At 64.2% G+C, this 15678-nt stretch carries 18 protein-coding genes; 8 read left to right on the forward strand and 10 right to left on the reverse strand.

Going from position 1 to position 15678, the window contains the following annotated elements:
- Positions 1 to 3 precede the first annotated feature (3 nt).
- The 3 genes from AAIH46_RS09040 to AAIH46_RS09050 are packed head-to-tail and all read right to left on the reverse strand — an operon-like array spanning position 4 to position 3145.
- Complete coding sequence (locus AAIH46_RS09040; protein ID WP_430305522.1) at positions 4 to 381, reverse strand: Na+/H+ antiporter subunit C; 378 nt, start codon at positions 379 to 381, stop codon at positions 4 to 6.
- Positions 381 to 800 carry a Na(+)/H(+) antiporter subunit B gene (locus AAIH46_RS09045; protein ID WP_430305523.1) on the reverse strand — a complete coding sequence of 140 codons (420 nt, stop codon included), beginning with the start codon at positions 798 to 800 and terminating at the stop codon, positions 381 to 383. Before AAIH46_RS09045 ends, AAIH46_RS09040 begins: the two co-directional genes overlap by 1 nt.
- Entirely contained in the window at positions 797 to 3145 is a 2349-nt protein-coding gene (locus AAIH46_RS09050) for a putative monovalent cation/H+ antiporter subunit A (protein WP_430305524.1), read from the reverse strand. Before AAIH46_RS09050 ends, AAIH46_RS09045 begins: the two co-directional genes overlap by 4 nt.
- A 200-nt stretch (positions 3146 to 3345) precedes the next feature.
- On the opposite strand from AAIH46_RS09050, the gene msrB reads away from it, so the two are divergent.
- On the forward strand, positions 3346 to 3753 hold the full coding sequence (gene msrB / locus AAIH46_RS09055) for a peptide-methionine (R)-S-oxide reductase MsrB (RefSeq protein WP_430305525.1): 408 nt from the start codon (positions 3346 to 3348) through the stop codon (positions 3751 to 3753).
- Positions 3754 to 3846: 93 nt separating this feature from the next.
- Here the strand turns inward: msrB and AAIH46_RS09060 are convergent, their stop codons facing one another.
- Together AAIH46_RS09060 and AAIH46_RS09065 are read right to left on the reverse strand one after the other, a co-directional pair.
- Positions 3847 to 4347: an N-acetyltransferase family protein gene (locus AAIH46_RS09060; protein ID WP_430305526.1), complete on the reverse strand. Its 501-nt coding sequence runs from the start codon at positions 4345 to 4347 to the stop codon at positions 3847 to 3849.
- 85 nt (positions 4348 to 4432) lie between these two features.
- Positions 4433 to 4717, reverse strand: a complete 285-nt coding sequence (locus AAIH46_RS09065; protein WP_430305527.1) for a hypothetical protein — start codon at positions 4715 to 4717, stop codon at positions 4433 to 4435.
- Here AAIH46_RS09065 and AAIH46_RS09070 point away from each other — a divergent pair, their 5' ends adjacent.
- Positions 4718 to 4963, forward strand: a complete 246-nt coding sequence (locus AAIH46_RS09070; RefSeq protein ID WP_430305528.1) for a hypothetical protein — start codon at positions 4718 to 4720, stop codon at positions 4961 to 4963.
- Between the two features lie 40 nt (positions 4964 to 5003).
- Here the strand turns inward: AAIH46_RS09070 and AAIH46_RS09075 are convergent, their stop codons facing one another.
- The 3 genes from AAIH46_RS09075 to AAIH46_RS09085 form a co-directional block, all read right to left on the reverse strand.
- The gene (locus tag AAIH46_RS09075) at positions 5004 to 5525 is read right to left on the reverse strand and encodes a nuclear transport factor 2 family protein (RefSeq protein WP_430305529.1); all 522 of its coding nucleotides are present in this window, start codon (positions 5523 to 5525) and stop codon (positions 5004 to 5006) included.
- Between the two features lie 96 nt (positions 5526 to 5621).
- Positions 5622 to 6290: a PAQR family membrane homeostasis protein TrhA gene (gene trhA, locus AAIH46_RS09080; RefSeq protein WP_430305530.1), complete on the reverse strand. Its 669-nt coding sequence runs from the start codon at positions 6288 to 6290 to the stop codon at positions 5622 to 5624.
- Between the two features lie 186 nt (positions 6291 to 6476).
- Entirely contained in the window at positions 6477 to 6887 is a 411-nt protein-coding gene (locus AAIH46_RS09085; protein WP_430305531.1) for a universal stress protein, read from the reverse strand.
- A 202-nt stretch (positions 6888 to 7089) separates the two neighbouring features.
- Here AAIH46_RS09085 and AAIH46_RS09090 point away from each other — a divergent pair, with 202 nt between their 5' ends.
- Together AAIH46_RS09090 and AAIH46_RS09095 are read left to right on the forward strand one after the other, a co-directional pair.
- Entirely contained in the window at positions 7090 to 7971 is an 882-nt protein-coding gene (locus AAIH46_RS09090) for a VOC family protein (RefSeq protein ID WP_430305532.1), read from the forward strand.
- Positions 7972 to 8027: 56 nt separating this feature from the next.
- On the forward strand, positions 8028 to 9194 hold the full coding sequence (locus AAIH46_RS09095; RefSeq protein ID WP_430305533.1) for an AI-2E family transporter: 1167 nt from the start codon (positions 8028 to 8030) through the stop codon (positions 9192 to 9194).
- A 13-nt stretch (positions 9195 to 9207) separates the two neighbouring features.
- On the opposite strand, the gene AAIH46_RS09100 is transcribed toward AAIH46_RS09095, so the two are convergent.
- A complete protein-coding gene (locus tag AAIH46_RS09100; RefSeq protein ID WP_430305534.1) occupies positions 9208 to 9603 on the reverse strand; it encodes a DUF930 domain-containing protein in 396 nt (131 codons plus the stop codon).
- 145 nt (positions 9604 to 9748) lie between these two features.
- On the opposite strand from AAIH46_RS09100, the gene AAIH46_RS09105 reads away from it, so the two are divergent.
- The 4 genes from AAIH46_RS09105 to AAIH46_RS09120 all read left to right on the forward strand — a co-directional run bounded on the left by AAIH46_RS09105 (position 9749) and on the right by AAIH46_RS09120 (position 14655).
- Positions 9749 to 10018 (forward strand): hypothetical protein, encoded by a 270-nt coding sequence (locus tag AAIH46_RS09105; RefSeq protein ID WP_430305535.1) that lies wholly within the window; start codon positions 9749 to 9751, stop codon positions 10016 to 10018.
- Positions 10019 to 10221: 203 nt separating this feature from the next.
- Positions 10222 to 12327 (forward strand): S9 family peptidase, encoded by a 2106-nt coding sequence (locus AAIH46_RS09110; protein WP_430305536.1) that lies wholly within the window; start codon positions 10222 to 10224, stop codon positions 12325 to 12327.
- A 250-nt stretch (positions 12328 to 12577) separates the two neighbouring features.
- Positions 12578 to 14233 carry a histidine kinase N-terminal 7TM domain-containing diguanylate cyclase gene (locus AAIH46_RS09115; protein ID WP_430305537.1) on the forward strand — a complete coding sequence of 552 codons (1656 nt, stop codon included), beginning with the start codon at positions 12578 to 12580 and terminating at the stop codon, positions 14231 to 14233.
- Between the two features lie 143 nt (positions 14234 to 14376).
- Entirely contained in the window at positions 14377 to 14655 is a 279-nt protein-coding gene (locus tag AAIH46_RS09120; RefSeq protein WP_430305538.1) for a hypothetical protein, read from the forward strand.
- A 47-nt stretch (positions 14656 to 14702) separates the two neighbouring features.
- Here AAIH46_RS09120 and dmeF read toward each other — a convergent pair whose 3' ends face one another.
- Complete coding sequence (gene dmeF / locus AAIH46_RS09125) at positions 14703 to 15677, reverse strand: CDF family Co(II)/Ni(II) efflux transporter DmeF (RefSeq protein WP_430305539.1); 975 nt, start codon at positions 15675 to 15677, stop codon at positions 14703 to 14705.
- Position 15678 lies beyond the last annotated feature (1 nt).

Here is a 15678-nt window from a genome sequence, read left to right on the forward strand (position 1 = left end):
CTCTCAGTAGCCGAGTGGCGGCATGGGTTCATCCTTGGGTTCGGCAAGCCGCATCTCGTCGGTATTGTCGGTGCCGAGCTCCTGGAAGCCGCGATAGGTCAGCACCAGGAGGAAGGCGAAGAACGAGAAGGAAATGACGATCGCCGTCAGGATCAGCGCCTGGGGCAGCGGATTGGCGGCATCCGAGGACAGCACGTCGGCGCCGACGCCGATGATCGGCGGCACTTCGCGGGTGAGCCTCCCGGCGGTGAAGATCAGCAGGTTCACGGCATTGCCGAGGATCGCCACGCCGAGCAGCATGCGCACCGAGTGCTTCGACAGCATCAGGTAGACGGCGGCGGCGAAAAAGGCGCCGACCAGAATGGCGAGAAGCGTTTCCATCAGTCCTCTCCCCTTTCCTCGAGCGCCAGCGCGATCGAGGTGATCGACCCGACCACGACCAGATAGACGCCGATATCGAAGGACATCACGGTTGCCAGCGGGATCTCGACGCCGAACAGATGCGGATAGATCCACAGCCCGGTCATATACGGCACGCCGGCGAATACCGAGACGAAGCCCGACAGGACGCCCAGCAGCAGCCCCGCGCCGGCAATCGACATGGGGTGGAAGACGATCGCCCGGCGCACGGCAGCGACGCCGTAGGCGATGCCGTAGATGGCGAGCGCCGAGGCGGCGATCAGCCCGCCGATGAAGCCGCCGCCCGGCTCGTTATGGCCGCGCAGCAGCACGTAGATCGAAAAGATGATCATCAGCGCGGTAAGGAACGGCGCGACGGTGCGGAAGATCAGCGTGTTCATCGGCTGGTACCTCCGTCCGGATCATTGTCGGCGGGCCTTGCGGCACCGGTCGAGCGCAGCCTGATCAGCGCCAGGATCGACAGGCCGGTGATCATCACCACGGCAATCTCGCCGAGCGTATCTGTGCCGCGGAAGTCGACGATGATCACGTTGACGACGTTGGCGCCGTGGGCGATCACCTTCGAATAGGCGTTGAAGAAGTCCGTCAGGCGGTTGTCGAAGGCGCCTTGCGTGGATTTGAGCAGCAGCAGCGCAAAGCCCGTACCGCAGGCGAGCGCAATCGCCGCATCACCGAGCATCTGGCCGAGCGGCCGGTGGTCCGACGGCAGGAGCCGAAGCCTGGTCATCACCAGCGCCAGGATGACCACCGACAGGGTTTCCACCATGAACTGGGTGAACGACAGGTCGGGCGCCCCGAACAGCAGGAAGATGACGGCGACGGCAAAGCCCTGGATGCCGAGCGACACGATGGCGGTCAACCGGTTCTTGGCCCAGAGGACGGCGCCCACGCCGATCAGCGCCAGCGCCAGGAAGGCATATTCGTGGATCATCACGTCCGACGGCCAGGCGGGCATGTCGGGCAACTCACCCCAGACGACCGGCGGCACCAGCAGTGTCAGCGCCAGCAGGATGAAGGTGACGGTGACGTAGACCTCCAGCCGGCCAGGCTGGACGAAGCGCGTCACCGCGACCGACAGCCGCACCAGGCCAGCCACCAGGCCGTCGAAGGCACGGTCAGGCCCCGGACCCGCCCCGTCGACAACGCGCACCATCATCGCCCGGACGCGCGACAACTGCAGATAGATGAGCGCGCCGAGCGCCACGGTTATCACCGACAACAGAAGCGGCAGGCCAAGATGCGGAATGGTCGAGATCGTCACCTCGGTCTGCGTGTCGCGGATCGCGCTCGTCATCGGCGACGATACGTAGCGGTGGGCGACGGAGGAGAAGAGACCGGCTGCCAGGCCGAGAACCGCGAGCACCACCGGGCCTAGCCACAACAGGACCGGCCCCTCATGGGCATGCTTCGGCGTCTCGACCGGCGGCCCGAGGAAGGGTTTCAGCGCGACCGCGAAGGCGACGGCGAACATCAGCGCATTGCCGATCACCGCGACACAGGTGAACAGGATGGAGCGCAGGTCGCCGGCGGCGAGCGCATAGTAGATCTCTTCCTTGGCGAGGAAGCCGAAGAACAGCGGCAGACCGGCCATCGACAGGGCGGCCAGGAGCGCGGCGGCAAAGGTCAGCGGCATGGCGCGCCTCAGGCCACCGAGCCGGGTGACGTCTCGGGTGCCCGCCTCGTGGTCGACGAGCCCGGCCACCATGAACAGGGCGCCCTTGAACAGCGAGTGCGCGACCAGATAGAGCACCGCCGCCGGCACTGCGTGCTCCGAGCCGAAACCGGTCAGCATCACCATCAGGCCGAGCGATGCCATCGTCGTATAGGCCAGCATCAGCTTCAGGTCGGTCTGCCGGAGGGCAAGGCAGGCGCCGGCAATCAGCGTCACGCCGCCGAAGAACGGCAGGAGGATTTCCCAGGCGGGGGTGCCGCCAAGCGTCGGCGACAGCCGCATCAACAGGTAGACGCCGGCCTTCACCATGGTCGCCGAATGCAGATAGGCGGAAACCGGGGTCGGCGCCTCCATGGCGTTCGGCAGCCAGGCGTGGAACGGGAACTGCGCCGACTTGGTGAAGCAGCCGCCGAGCACCAGCAGGAGCGTCGCCAGATAGAAGGGGCTCTGGCGCAAGCCATCGCCCAGATGGACGAGCAGCGACAGCTGCGTGACGCCGCTGATGTTCCACAGGAAGACGAGGCCGGCGAGCAGGCAGAGGCCGCCGCCGCCGGTAATCACCAGCGCCTGCAGGGCTGCCCGTCGCGCCGCAGGGCGCTCGTGGTCGAAGCCGATCAGCAGGAAGGAGGTGATCGACGTCAACTCCCAGTAGACGAACAGCATCAGAAAGCTGTCGGAGAGGACGAGGCCAAGCATCGCCCCCATGAACAGCAGAATGAAGGAGAAGAACCGTCCCTGCTGCGGATGACCCTTCATGTAGCCGCCGGCATACAGCACGATCAGCGTGCCGATGCCGGTGATCAGCAGCGCGAAGGTCAGCGACAGCCCGTCGATGAACCAGGAGAAGGACAGGTTAAGGCTGGGCACCCAGGCATAGCCGCCGGTCACCACCTCGCCGGCCGCGATGTCCGGCAGATATCCCGCGAAGTAGAGAAAAGCGGCAGCCGGGGCGAGCGCCAGGATCCAGGCAGCATGGTGGCCGAGGGCGCGCGTAACGGCAGGAGCAGCGATCGCAGCGATGAAGGGCAGGAACAGGCAAAGCAAGGTAATCATCGGTTTCCTGACCCGCTGGCCGCGCTTTGCATCATGCTGTACGTCTCCCGTCGTCGCATCGTCGTGAACCCGCTGGCCACCCCCCTTCCATACGGCAGCGATCCGGCCGGCTCAACGCCTTGCCGCTGGAAATCGATAGGTCGCAGGGTTTTTCAGGTCGCGAAGCGTTCCTATCTATAGAAAAACAAGAGGAGCAAGCGATGACCGACACGATCACGTCGAAGGTGAACAGAAGTGATGCCGAGTGGCGCGAGCAGTTGACGCCCGACCAGTATCGCATCCTGAGACAGGCCGGTACCGAGCGCCCGTTCACCGGCCCCTACTGGGACAGCAAGGATCGCGGTCTCTACCGCTGCGCGGGCTGCGACACGCCGCTGTTCCTGTCGGACATGAAGTTCGATTCGGGCTGCGGCTGGCCGAGCTATTTCGAGGCGATCAATCCGGATGCGGTGCGCGAGCTGCGCGATACCTCGCATGGCATGGTGCGCACCGAAATACGCTGCGCCACCTGCGACGGCCATCTGGGCCACGTCTTTCCGGACGGCCCGCCGCCGACCGGCCTGCGCTACTGCATCAACGGCCACGCCATGGTTTTCGAACCGGCCTGACCGCCGCCAGCGTGAAGCATACCAGGGTCGGTGCGGTCATTCCGCGCCGACCTTTTTTGTTTCTCCGCCCGATGATCTGCGGGCAAGGGTCGGTCAGAGCTGCAGTTCCATGCAGGTGAGATCGAGCCAGCGGCCGAATTTCGTGCCGACTTCGCGGAACGTGCCGACCGTGCGGAATCCCAGGCTTTCGTGCAGGCGGATCGATCCGCGGTTTTCCGCCTCGATGCAGGCGACCATCACGTGGATGCCGCCATCGCGGGCGCGTTGAACCAGCTCTTGCATCAGTTGCCGACCGATGCCTGCGCCGCGGTGATCCCGGTGGACGTAGACGGAATGCTCCACCGAATGGCGGAACCCCTCGAAGGCACGCCAGTCGCCATAGGCCGCGTAGCCGGCGATTGCGCCGTCGCGCTCGGCGACCAGCACCGGAAAGCCCCTCGCCCGGCGCGCGGCATACCAGTCCTGCCGGTTCTGGAGATCGACGAGGTTGTCGTTCCAGATGGCGGTCGTGTTCTCCACCGCGTCGTTATAGATATCCCGGATGGCCGTGAGGTCAGCCTGCACGGCGTCGCGAATGCGGGTGGCGCCAGTCATGAGAGGGTCTTTTGCTGTCGTTGACGAGGCGCCTGCCATAGCAGACCACCGCGAGGGCGGTAAAGGCTCGGCAACCGGCCGGAATCTAAGGCGCGTGCTGAACGTCCGGCTGCGGCACCGTGCCCACCGAATCGAGCGCGCGCTGCGCATTGCGGGCAAGCTCGGCGCGGATAATCTCCACCGCCCTCTGACCGACGCCGGACAGCGCCAGGAGTTCCTCGTCCGAGCGTCCAACGAGCTGGCTGAAGCGCCGGATCCGGTTGGCGTTCAGCGCGCGAACCACCCAGGCCGGCAACTGGCTGCGGGCGAGAAGATCGCTGCCCGTCCGGCTCTTGCCGGGGGCCGAAGTGCGGGGGAAGGATGGAGGCATGTGGCGCGCCATGTTTCGGTTCCGGTCGCCTTCACCAACAGCCGGAAAGGCCAACAGTTCCGGGCTGCCGCGGAACTTTCGTCGGCCGGGGAGGTTAACGTCGCCATGAAAAACACCGACCAAAAAGCCAGCGGCAACATGCTCCGTTTCGTCGGGACGATCTTCGCGATCGCCATCATCCTGGCGGCGATCTACTTCTTCTTCCTGACGCCTGAAGAAGCCGGCGCGGCCTTGGCTTTCAGCTGACCGCGCCGTCCGTTTTCAACATGAGACAACAGTTGCCGGTTCAGGCGTAACCGCCCTGCGCCCGCTGCTCTGCCAGCTCCTCCTGGGCGCGGTCGAGATCGCTGCCGCCGCCGGCATTTCCATCCGACGGTCCGCCGGACGCTTGGGACGCCTGGCCATCGGCGCCGCGTCCGGCCTTGTCGCCCGACGCCGCATGGCCGGTCGGCAACTTGGCGGGATCGAAATAGCTGCGGAAGGCGGTGATGCGGCCATCCTTCTCCTCCAGCACCGAAACACCGTCATAGCTGAACGGCTTGCCGTCGATCTTGCCGCTGCTCTGCCATTCGAGGAAGGACGTGCCGTCCTGGCTGGTGACGTGACGGAATTCCGACCGGATCTCGTCGAAGCTGCCGCGATAGTCCCGCCAGAAGCGTTCGGCTCCATCGCCGCCGTTCTTCTGGTCGGCGACCACCGGATTGGACACCGAGGCATTCTGATCGAACAGCGCCAGGATCGCCCCGGTATCGCCGCTCTGTTCCAGTTTCGCCAGCGCGTCGACGAAATCCTGTGCGAGGCTAGACATCCGCATCTCCTTCATGATGGTTTGCGATAGGCAGCCAACCGGCGGAGGCTGCGGGTGTTCCCGCGAAATTGTCGAGCCGCGCGCGCCGCGTCCGGTTCAGGCCGCCGACGGCGACAGGCTGAAGCAGGTCATGACGGCCGAATAATGCACGGCCGCGGCGGCGATGACGAAGGCGTGCCAGATGGCGTTCTGGAACCTTAGTCGCTCCCAGACATGGAAGATCACGCCGAGCGAATAGATGATGCCGCCGATGACGATCAGCCAGAGGGTGATCGACGGCAGCAGCTGCGACAGATGCGGGACGACCACCACGCCGCTCCAGCCCATGCCGAGATAGAGCAGGATCGTCAGGCGGTCGAAGCGTCCGGGAAAGGCGCATTTCAGCGTGATGCCGAAGATTGCCGTGGCCCAGACGAAGATCAGCATCGAGAAGATCAGCGGCTCGTCGGCGCCGCGCTGCAGGAACGGCGTGTAGGTGGCGGCGATCAAAACGAAGATGGCCGAATGGTCGAACCGCCGCAGCACCCACTTGGTGCGCGAGTTCGGCCACATGTTGTAGGTGAAGGATACCGATAGGCAGGCGATCAGGCCAATGCCGTAGATCCAGGCGGCGACGAGTTCCGTCGGGCTTGCCCAGAGGCTCGCGTAGAAGATCAGCGCCGTGGCGCCGATCAGCGCCAGCGCAATGCCGATGCCGTGCACGATGCCATCGGCAACGAGCTCGTGAAAATCATAGGTCCGGCCGAAGCGGAACAGTTCAGTCATGCAAAAATCTCTCCGTCGCTCCTAAAATGCAGAGGGGCGACGGAAGAAGCAACCGGCCGTGTCGATCACATTCGGTAATGAACGGTCATCGCTTTTGCTTCCCCACCTGCCCGCCGTTCAGCATCCGGTCAGGAAGGGCGAGACGCGCTGCAGTTGACGCTGCTCCGGCGGCTCCTTCTTCGCGGTCTATCGATCGACCAGCACCGAGCACTTGGCGTGCCGCACGACGCGATCGGCCGTCGCGCCGAGGAGGTAGTTGGAGAAATCCGGCATGTGCGAGGCGATGATGATCAGGTCGGCCTGGTTGGCGGCGGCGCTGGCGAGGATTTCGTGCGCCGGAGAGCCGATGCGGATGTCGATGGCGGCATCGGCCTGCAGCCGGTCGCGCAGGTCGCGCAGCCGCGTCTCACTCTCCGCCCGCCCCTGCATCAGAAGGTCGGTCGGCAGATCGATCGACAGGTAGGTCGGCAGTTCCTCGACGACGTTGACGAGCGTGATCCGCCCGCCGCTGTCGATGAGGGCACGCGCCCGTCCGAGAATACGCTCGGCCTTGTCGATCCGGGCAATGTCGACGGCGACGACGATGGACTTGTACATGATCTGCTCCTCGAACCCTCAGGGGATGATACGGGCAAGCATGGGCGATCCGCGCAAGCCTCGCCTTGCGCAGGATCAAAAGCAAGAGCCACCCGCTGTTCTGTTTTAGTGAACGAAGTTTCGCCAGAACGACATCTTTCTTGAACACGCGCATGCGCGCATAACGACGTCATCATTCAGATCGGAACAGGAAGACACCGTCATGCAGGAAGCGGCAACCGTAAATCCCGTCGCAACGCCGTTTGCGCTGACGCGTCCGGCGCATGTCGACACGGCGCATCTGGTGGTGGCCGACCTTTCCCGTGTGTCCGGCTTCTATCAGGACATCATCGGGTTGCGGCCGATCGAGCAGTGGGCGAGCGGTCACGTCCTGGGCGTCGCCGGCGTGCCCCTGCTGACGCTTTCCACGGACATCGCCGTCGTGCGTGCACCGCGCAATGCCGCGGGGCTCTTCCACACGGCGTTCCTGGTGCCCGACCGCGCAGCGCTCGGCAGTTGGCTCGCGCACGCGGCGGCGCGCAACGTCAGCCTGGAAGGCGCCTCCGACCATCTGGTGAGCGAAGCTCTCTACCTCTCCGATCCTGAAGGCAACGGCATCGAGATCTACCGCGACCGGGCACCGGGCGAATGGACGATGTTTGCCGACGGTACGGTTCAGATGGCGACCGAGCGGCTCGATCTCCAGTCCGTCTATGAGGCAGCGCCCAAGGGTGCCTGGGCCGGCATGCCCGAGGGAACGGCAATCGGCCACATCCATCTGCAGGTGGGCGACATTCCGCAGGCGGACGCATTCTACCGCGACGTTCTCGGCCTCAAGGTGATGGCCCGCTACCCGGGCGCCAGCTTCTTTGCAACCGGCGGCTACCACCACCATATCGCCGCCAACATCTGGAACAGCCGCGGCGCACGCAGCCGCACCGAGGGGATGACCGGACTGGCCGATTACCGCCTCAAGTTCACCGATCAGGCGGCGCTCGACAAGGCGCTTTCCGGCCTGCAGGCGCTGGAAATCGATGCCACGCGCAGCGCCTCCGGCTGGTCGCTCCGCGACCCCTGGGGCATCGGCCTGACGCTTGCGATCTGACGGCGGAACCGGCACCGCACTCGTGCGTTGTGGCGACTCACGAGGGGTACTCAGCCATGTCCACAACCGTTGCCGGCGTCAGCCGGCGCAACGACCGCATCAAACGCCAGAAGATCGAGCACGAAGGTGCGCGCCAGGACGAGATTGCCGGGTATTCCGCAGATGCCACCGAGCTGATGCCGCTCGGCCGCGAGGCGCTGGAAGTCGCCAAGGCATGGGCGGTCATCGGCATCTTCCTGTTCATCAGCTTCACCGTCATTCATGAGCTTTCGCTGATCCTCAAGCCGGTCGTGCTGGCGATCGTTGTCGGGATGATCCTCGGCATCGTTGCCGAGCGTATGGGCGAGTGGGGGATTCCTCGTTTCGGCATCGCGCTGATCCTGTCGAGCCTGGTGATGCTGTCGGTGTTTCTGATCGTCAACGCGCTGGCCGAGCCTGTCGCCACGCTGATCAGCACCGGACCGACGCTGGTCGAGCAGATGATGGGCAGGATGAAGCCGTTCCTGGAGCGCAATGCGTGGCTCAACATCACGCCTTCCACCTTCAGCAGCGGCACCATGTCGATGGACAAGCTGATCGAGAACAGCGGCAACATCCTCGGCGTGATTTCCGCCAGCCTGACGCCGGCGATCATCCAGGCACTGATCTTCTTTGCCGGTCTGCTGCTCTTCCTCTATGGCCGGCTGCGGCTTCGCCGCACGCTGATCATGGCGTTCCCGACGCGTCGCCAGCGGCTGCTGACGATCCGTATCATCAACGCCATCGAAGAAGTGCTCGGCTACTACTTCGCCACCGCCAGCGTCATCTACATGGGGCTTGGCGTGGTGATGACGATCATCGCCTATGCGGGCGGGCTGTCGATGCCGATCCTGTGGGGGATCTTCGCCTTCCTGTCGAGCTTCGTGCCGTATCTGGGCATCACGCTGATGACCTTTGCGGTGGCCGTGGCCGGCATCGTCACCCACGACAGTCTTCTGCTGGCGCTGCTGCCGGCAGCCGTCTTCTTCACCGTCCACCTGATCATGGAAAACCTGCTGTTTCCGGCGGTCATGGGGCGTCAGTGGGAAATCAACCCGTTCCTCGTCTTCGTCGCCATCCTGTTCTGGACATGGATGTGGGGAGCGGTCGGCGCGATGCTGGCATTGCCGCTGTCGCTGATCGTCATGACGATCGTCCACGAACTGTTCCCCGAGCGCAAGACGGTGCCCCAGCTTCCCGGCTGAGGGACCGGACTTCTCATTCGTAGAGGTAGTATTCCTGCCACTCTTCGCGCGGGATCTTGCTGCCGACCTTGTAGTCGAACGACAGCACCTTCAGGCCATCCTCGGCCGTCTCGCACTTGAACTTCAGCCGGTACCAGTCGCCGCCGGAGCGGAAGACCGCGCCAGGCGCCTTGATCTTGTTGCCGGTCTCGATCGGATCGCCGAACGTGTAGGCGATGACCTTGTCCGGCTTGTAGCCGGCGGCTTCCCGGGAGATGCGGTTTGCCGCTTCCATGTCGCAGCGCTGCTCGCGGCGCTCTTCCGGCGTGAGCGCATCCAGTTGCCGGACGATGTTGCTATCGAGAGCATGGGCCGGAAAGGCCGACACGATCGCGAGTGCGACCGCGGCGGCATAGGTGGTGTCTTTCATGTCGCTTCCATCCAATTTGCTCGGACGGGGCGGAAACTAGGAGAGGTGTAGCCGAATGACCACCCACCAGAGCGCGAATTAGGATAAATGTGATCAGTCATCGACAGGCGGTGTCGTTGCGCAGACCGACGGTGAGGGTTCCGACATGACGCTCGATGATGACGGTCCGCCGCTGACAGGCGCTCTCTCTGACGCCCGCAAGGAGCAGATCAAGCTGAGAGCGGCCTTCCTCAACGGCATCGGCATGGGCGTCATGTTGATCGGCGTGTTCACACCGGTGACGCGGCTTGTCTACGATGACCCTGCCTCCGAAACCGACATGCTCCGCGTTGTCATTCCTATGCTTGTTTGCTTTTTCCTCGGTGCAGCCTTACATTTGGGAGGTGGTTGGATCCTGAAAGGCCTCAAGCAATGACAACGAACGAGATCGTTTTGCTTCTGCTGCCCGTATTCGGGGTATCGCTTGCTGTTGCCGTGGTGCTGTTCGAAAGCTGGCGGGACGGCGTATTGCCAGGCCAGAAGCCGCGGAAGAAGTAACGGCTTCTCCGCCTAGGCTTGTCCTGCGGGGCGTCGCCGCCTATCTCTGGCATTCGTTTCATTCGATGCCGGAGTTCTCCATTGGCCAAGTCCAAAGCCGTCTTCCAGAACCTCCCCTCCCCGCCAAAAGCGCCCAAGAAGCCGGTCAGCGACACCCGCCACGGGATCACCCGCAGCGACGACTATGCGTGGATGCGCGCCGACAACTGGCAGGCGATGTTCAAGGACCCGTCCATCCTCGATCCGGCGATCCGCGCTCATCTGGAAGCCGAAAATGCCTATATGGAAGCCGCACTCGGCGATACGGCAGAACTGCAGAGCCGACTGTTTGCCGAGATGAAGGGCCGCATCAAGGAAGACGACAGCTCGGTGCCGGTGAAGGACGGGCCGTTCGCCTATGGTACGCTCTATGTGACCGGCGGCGAGCAGGCGCATTATTTCCGCACGCCGCGCGACGGCGGCGAGCGTCAGCTTCTGCTCGACGGCGACAAGGAGGCTGTCGGCAAGGATTACTTCCGTCTCTCGGGCATCGACCACTCGACCGACCATAGCCACGGCATCTGGGGCTACGACGACAAGGGTTCCGAATATTTCACCCTGCGGGTGCGCGACCTGAAGACCGGCGAGGATCTGGCCGACGTGATCGACAACACCGCCGGCGGCGGCGTCTGGGCGCCGGACGGCAAGAGCTTCTTCTACACGCTGCAGGACGAGAACCATCGTCCGTCGAAGGTCTTTCACCACATCGTCGGGCAGAAGCAGTCGGAGGACCGGCTGGTGTTCGAGGAAAGGGATCCGGGCTTCTTCATGGGCGTCGGCGGTTCGCTGCTCGACGATGTCATCTACATCGACATCCATGATCACGAGACCTCGGAATATCACCTGATCCCGACGAGCGACCTGACGGCGAACCCGGTGCTGGTGGCCGAGCGTCAGGAAGGCATCGAGTACTCGATGACCGAAGGCGGCGACGTCTTCTACATCCTCACCAATGCCGACGATGCCAAGGATTTCAAGATCGTCGTGGCGCCGGTCTCGGCACCGGGCAAGGAAAACTGGACGGACCTCGTCGCGCACGAACCGGGCCGGCTGATCCTCAGCCACATGGCGTTCGCCCGCCATCTCGTCTGGCTCGAGCGCCGCGAGGGCCTGCCGCGCATCGTCGTGCGCGACCGCACGTCCGGCGAGGAACATGCGATCGCCTTCGACGAGGAGGCCTATTCGCTCGGGCTCGCCGGAGCGGCCGAATACGACACGGACGTCATCCGCTTCTCCTATTCGTCGATGACGACTCCGAGCCAGCTGTTCGACTACAACATGGCGACCCGCGAGCGCACGCTGTTGAAGACGCAGGAAGTGCCGTCCGGCCACGATGCCGACGACTATGTGACCCGCCGCGTCATGGCGCCGTCGCATGACGGCGAACTCGTGCCGGTCTCGCTCCTCTACCGGAAGGACACCGTGCTCGACGGCTCGGCCCCGTGCCTGCTCTACGGCTACGGCGCCTACGGCATGACCATTCCGGCCTCGTTTTCCACCAATGCCCTGTCGCTTGCCGATCGCGGCTTCGTCTATGCCATCGCCCATGTGCGCGGCGGCAAGGACAAGGGGTTTGCCTGGTACGAAGACGGCAAGATGGAGGCCAAGCAGAACACCTTCAAGGACTTCATCGCCGCTGCCGATCATCTCGTCACGCAAGGCTTCACGGCCTACGACAGCATCATCGCCGAGGGCGGATCGGCCGGCGGCATGCTGATGGGGGCGATCGCCAACATGGCGCCGGAGAAATTCGCCGGCATCATCGCCGCCGTCCCCTTCGTCGACGTGTTGAACACGATGCTCGACGACACGCTGCCGTTGACGCCGCCGGAATGGCCGGAATGGGGAAATCCGCTGGAATCCGAGGAGGAGTATCAGTGGATCGCCGCCTATTCTCCTTACGACAACGTCGCGAAGAAGGACTACCCGCCGATCCTGGCGATCTCCGGTCTCACCGATCCGCGGGTCACCTACTGGGAGCCCACCAAGTGGGTGGCTCGCCTGCGCGATACGGCACCGGAGGCCGGGCCCTACCTCTTGAAGACCAACATGGCTGCCGGTCACGGCGGGAAATCCGGGCGCTTCCAGCGGCTTGAGGAGATTGCCTTCGAATACGCCTTCGCCATCAAGGTCGCCGGCAAGATGTAAGGCCGGCCGGCTTGCTGAGTGAAATTCGGATCGTATGTGAACTACGAGTTCCCGTATGCTCGTCGTTCGGCAGCATCCGGAATTTGCCCGGCGGCATGGCGCTCGCCGGGCCGCCGGCTTGGCGTTGCGTTTCGCCAACTGATGCAAAACACGGTGAACGCAACGTTAACATATCGCCATTACTCTGCGCGGCTGAAGCCTGGTCATCCCACTCACGGATCACCTGGGTAAACGTCGTGGAGAGTGCGACTTGGGGAATTCGGTCTGGCTTCTCGGCACGATCGTCGTTCTGGCGGCGCTGATCATCTTCTGCGCGCTTCGTGCACCCAACGCCCCCGGCCGAACCTCCTTCACGCTCTCCGTCCTGCTTGCCCTGTTCTGGACCGGATGCGTCCTCTTTCGCCATAGCGTCACCGATCTCGAGCTGCGCATCATCGCCTGCAAGTTCGCCTGGTTCGGGATCATGGGAACGCCGCTCTTCTGGTCGCTGAGCTTCATCACCTACGCACGCGGGGCCGAGGTTGAACGACCCTGGCAACTGGCGTCGATCGGCGCCATCTCTGCCGCCTTCGGCATCCTCGCCGTAACCAACGAGTGGCACAACGCCCTTTACATCCGGCTGCTCGACGAGACGACGCTGTCGTTCGAGTATGGCTGGCTGTACACCGTCGCGCTGATCCTCGGCAATTCCGCGATGGTGCTCTCCTGCGTCTACGGGCTGGCCATCAGCGTCCGGTTGCGCGGCATTCATCGCTGGCAGATGTGGGCCCTTCTCGCCTCCGCCGTCCTGCCGTGGATGGCGAATGTCAGCTATACCGCCTACGGCTTCATGCTGTTCAATGACGATCCGACCCCCTTCGTCTTCGCGGCAACCGGCGCCTTCATGCTGGGTGCCCAGTTGTTCGGACAGCTCTTCGTGCTGCCGCCGATCGGCCGAGACGCCATCTTTTCCGTCCTGCCGGATCCGGTCATCGTGCTCGACGCGCGCCGTCGCATCCTCGAGCTCAACCCCGCAGCGCAGTCGCTGCCGGACATGCCGTCGCCCGCCATCGGTCGCCTTCTGGCCGGCCCGCCGGAACTTGTGGCGGTGGTCGCGCAGGAATTTCCGGCCAATGGTCATCGCCGGGAAACGCGGCTGGCCGCCACCGGGCGCACCTACGAGATTTCGTGCCATTCGCTGATCAGGTGGGGACGTACCGGCGGGCAGATGATCGTGATGCGCGACATCACGCTGCGCAAGGCCGACGAATTCCGAATGGCTGCGCTTTCCCAGGATCTGGAGGCCCGCCTGGCGGAAAACCTGCGCCTGCAGGGGCTTTTGCGGGAAGAGGCATTGCGCGATCATCTGACGGGACTGTTCAACCGGCGCCATGCGCAGGCGCTCCTCCCCGAACTGCTCGCCGATGCCGCCGCGCCCGGGCCCATCGCCATCGCGGTCCTCGACATCGATCACTTCAAGAGCTTCAACGATCGCTTCGGCCATCAGACCGGCGATGATGTGCTGCGAACCTTCGCCGAGGTGCTGAAATCGGGGTTGGGCGACAACGACCTCATCTTCCGCTGGGGTGGTGAGGAGTTCCTTGCGGTCCTTCCCGCGCTCGACCGGGAGGCGGTGCTGGCGCGCATCGCCGGCTGGCAGGCGTGGCTGGCCGGCAGGCCGATCAACGGCGTCAGTGATACATCCCTGACGTTTTCCGGCGGTGTCTTCCTCGCCGAGCCGGGATCCAGTTCGCTTGAGGACGCGGTTCGTGCCGCCGACATCGCACTCTATGCGGCCAAGGCCGCAGGGCGTAATCGGATCGTCATGTTCGACAGCACGCTCGACAACCTGCAGCCGAAGCCTAGGCCGCACGCGACCGCCGCCTCAAGCGACCCGCTTCGCAGGTGCGCCCCGACAACGGCGTGACCCCGGCGAAGCACTGAGGTTCACCCCGCATTCCTCTCGGCCTGTCAACGTCCTGCCCCCCGCAAAAGGGCAGTGACGCAAGCCTGGCGCAAGCTTCGATGGTTAAGGGTTGGTTAACAACCTTCAACCAAGAGCCGATCACCATGCAAATTGACAGTGGATTGAGTGGCTACGGTTATTCCCCGAGACCACAGATCGTCGACCGCAAGGCCGAGGAAAATGCGCCGCGGGAAACCGAGACCCGCAAGCGTTCCGCCTCCGCCATTACCGGCAGCAGCACCTTTCTGTCCTCTTCCCTCGCCAACGCCTTGTGGATGGTCGGCGATGGTCGCCGCGAGACAGCTGACAGCGAACGCGCACCGATCGTCGCGACGCCGGCGCCCTCGGTCGCGCATGTCGAGGACGTCTACTCGGAATTCTGACATCGGCCGCGGCGCTTTCGACGCCCCGCCACTCCTGCCGCATCGCTTCAGGCTGCGCGCGTCACCTCCACCGTCACATGTGAAAGCTGCTCCAGGCCCGCAAGCCTTGCCTTGTAGGTGGACGGGTCCCGCGGATCGTTCGAGACGATCGACAGGATCGCGGCATTGTGCCCCGGGCCGACCTGCCAGACGTGCAGATCGGTCAGCCGGTCGCCTGCCTGCTCGACGCGCCGGCGTATGGTGTCGGCAAGCGCTCCGTCCTCCGGCACGGTGTCGAGCAGCACCCCCGAAGTCTGCCGGATCAACCCCCACGACCAGCGGGCGATGACCAGGCCGCCGACGATCCCCATTGCCGGATCAAGCCAGATCCAGCCGTAGGCACGACCAAGCAGCAGCGCGAAGATCGCCAGAACCGAGGTCAGAGCGTCGGCCAGCACGTGCAGGTAGGCGGCCCGCAGATTGTGATCGGCGCCATGCCGATGATGCTGGCCGTGATGCGCTCCGTGGTGCCCGCCATGATGCGTGTCGTGATGATGGCCATGGTCGTGACCATGACCATGGCCATGCGGCTCGTCGCGCAGCAGGAAGGCGCTGACGATGTTGACCGCCAGTCCTAGAACCGCAACGAGGATTGCCTGGTCGAACTCGATCGCAGTCGGCGATGCCAGCCGCAGCAGGCTTTCCACGGCAATCAGCAGCGCAACGATGGCCAACGCTACCGCGCTGGCGAAGCCGGCCAGATCGCCGAGTTTGCCGGTCCCGAAGGTGAAGCGGGCGTTGCGGGCCTCGCGCCGCGCATACCAGTAGGCGCCCGCGGCAATCAGCATGGCGCCGGCGTGGGTGGACATGTGCCAGCCATCGGCCAGCAGCGCCATCGAGCCGTAGACGCTGCCGGCGACGATCTCGGCAACCATCGTCGCCGTGGTGAGAGCAATCACCGCCCAGACCTTGCGCTCGTTGCGCCGGTGGTTTTGGCCCAGGAAGACGTGGTCATGACTGCGATTATCGTGCGCCTCGATCATG

Source organism: Rhizobium sp. 0TCS1.26 (assembly GCF_050455525.1).
Classification (GTDB): Bacteria; Pseudomonadota; Alphaproteobacteria; order Rhizobiales; family Rhizobiaceae; genus Neorhizobium.

Coding starts and splice junctions, on each gene's coding strand:
- AAIH46_RS09040 (WP_430305522.1), bottom strand. CDS start 381: ATGGAAACGCTTCTCGCCATTCTGGTCGGCGCCTTTTTCGCCGCCGCC.
- AAIH46_RS09045 (WP_430305523.1), bottom strand. CDS start 800: ATGAACACGCTGATCTTCCGCACCGTCGCGCCGTTCCTTACCGCGCTG.
- AAIH46_RS09050 (WP_430305524.1), bottom strand. CDS start 3,145: ATGATTACCTTGCTTTGCCTGTTCCTGCCCTTCATCGCTGCGATCGCT.
- msrB (WP_430305525.1), top strand. CDS start 3,346: ATGACCGACACGATCACGTCGAAGGTGAACAGAAGTGATGCCGAGTGG.
- AAIH46_RS09060 (WP_430305526.1), bottom strand. CDS start 4,347: ATGACTGGCGCCACCCGCATTCGCGACGCCGTGCAGGCTGACCTCACG.
- AAIH46_RS09065 (WP_430305527.1), bottom strand. CDS start 4,717: ATGCCTCCATCCTTCCCCCGCACTTCGGCCCCCGGCAAGAGCCGGACG.
- AAIH46_RS09075 (WP_430305529.1), bottom strand. CDS start 5,525: ATGTCTAGCCTCGCACAGGATTTCGTCGACGCGCTGGCGAAACTGGAA.
- trhA (WP_430305530.1), bottom strand. CDS start 6,290: ATGACTGAACTGTTCCGCTTCGGCCGGACCTATGATTTTCACGAGCTC.
- AAIH46_RS09085 (WP_430305531.1), bottom strand. CDS start 6,887: ATGTACAAGTCCATCGTCGTCGCCGTCGACATTGCCCGGATCGACAAG.
- AAIH46_RS09090 (WP_430305532.1), top strand. CDS start 7,090: ATGCAGGAAGCGGCAACCGTAAATCCCGTCGCAACGCCGTTTGCGCTG.
- AAIH46_RS09095 (WP_430305533.1), top strand. CDS start 8,028: ATGTCCACAACCGTTGCCGGCGTCAGCCGGCGCAACGACCGCATCAAA.
- AAIH46_RS09100 (WP_430305534.1), bottom strand. CDS start 9,603: ATGAAAGACACCACCTATGCCGCCGCGGTCGCACTCGCGATCGTGTCG.
- AAIH46_RS09105 (WP_430305535.1), top strand. CDS start 9,749: ATGACGCTCGATGATGACGGTCCGCCGCTGACAGGCGCTCTCTCTGAC.
- AAIH46_RS09120 (WP_430305538.1), top strand. CDS start 14,377: ATGCAAATTGACAGTGGATTGAGTGGCTACGGTTATTCCCCGAGACCA.
- dmeF (WP_430305539.1), bottom strand. CDS start 15,677: ATGATCGAGGCGCACGATAATCGCAGTCATGACCACGTCTTCCTGGGC.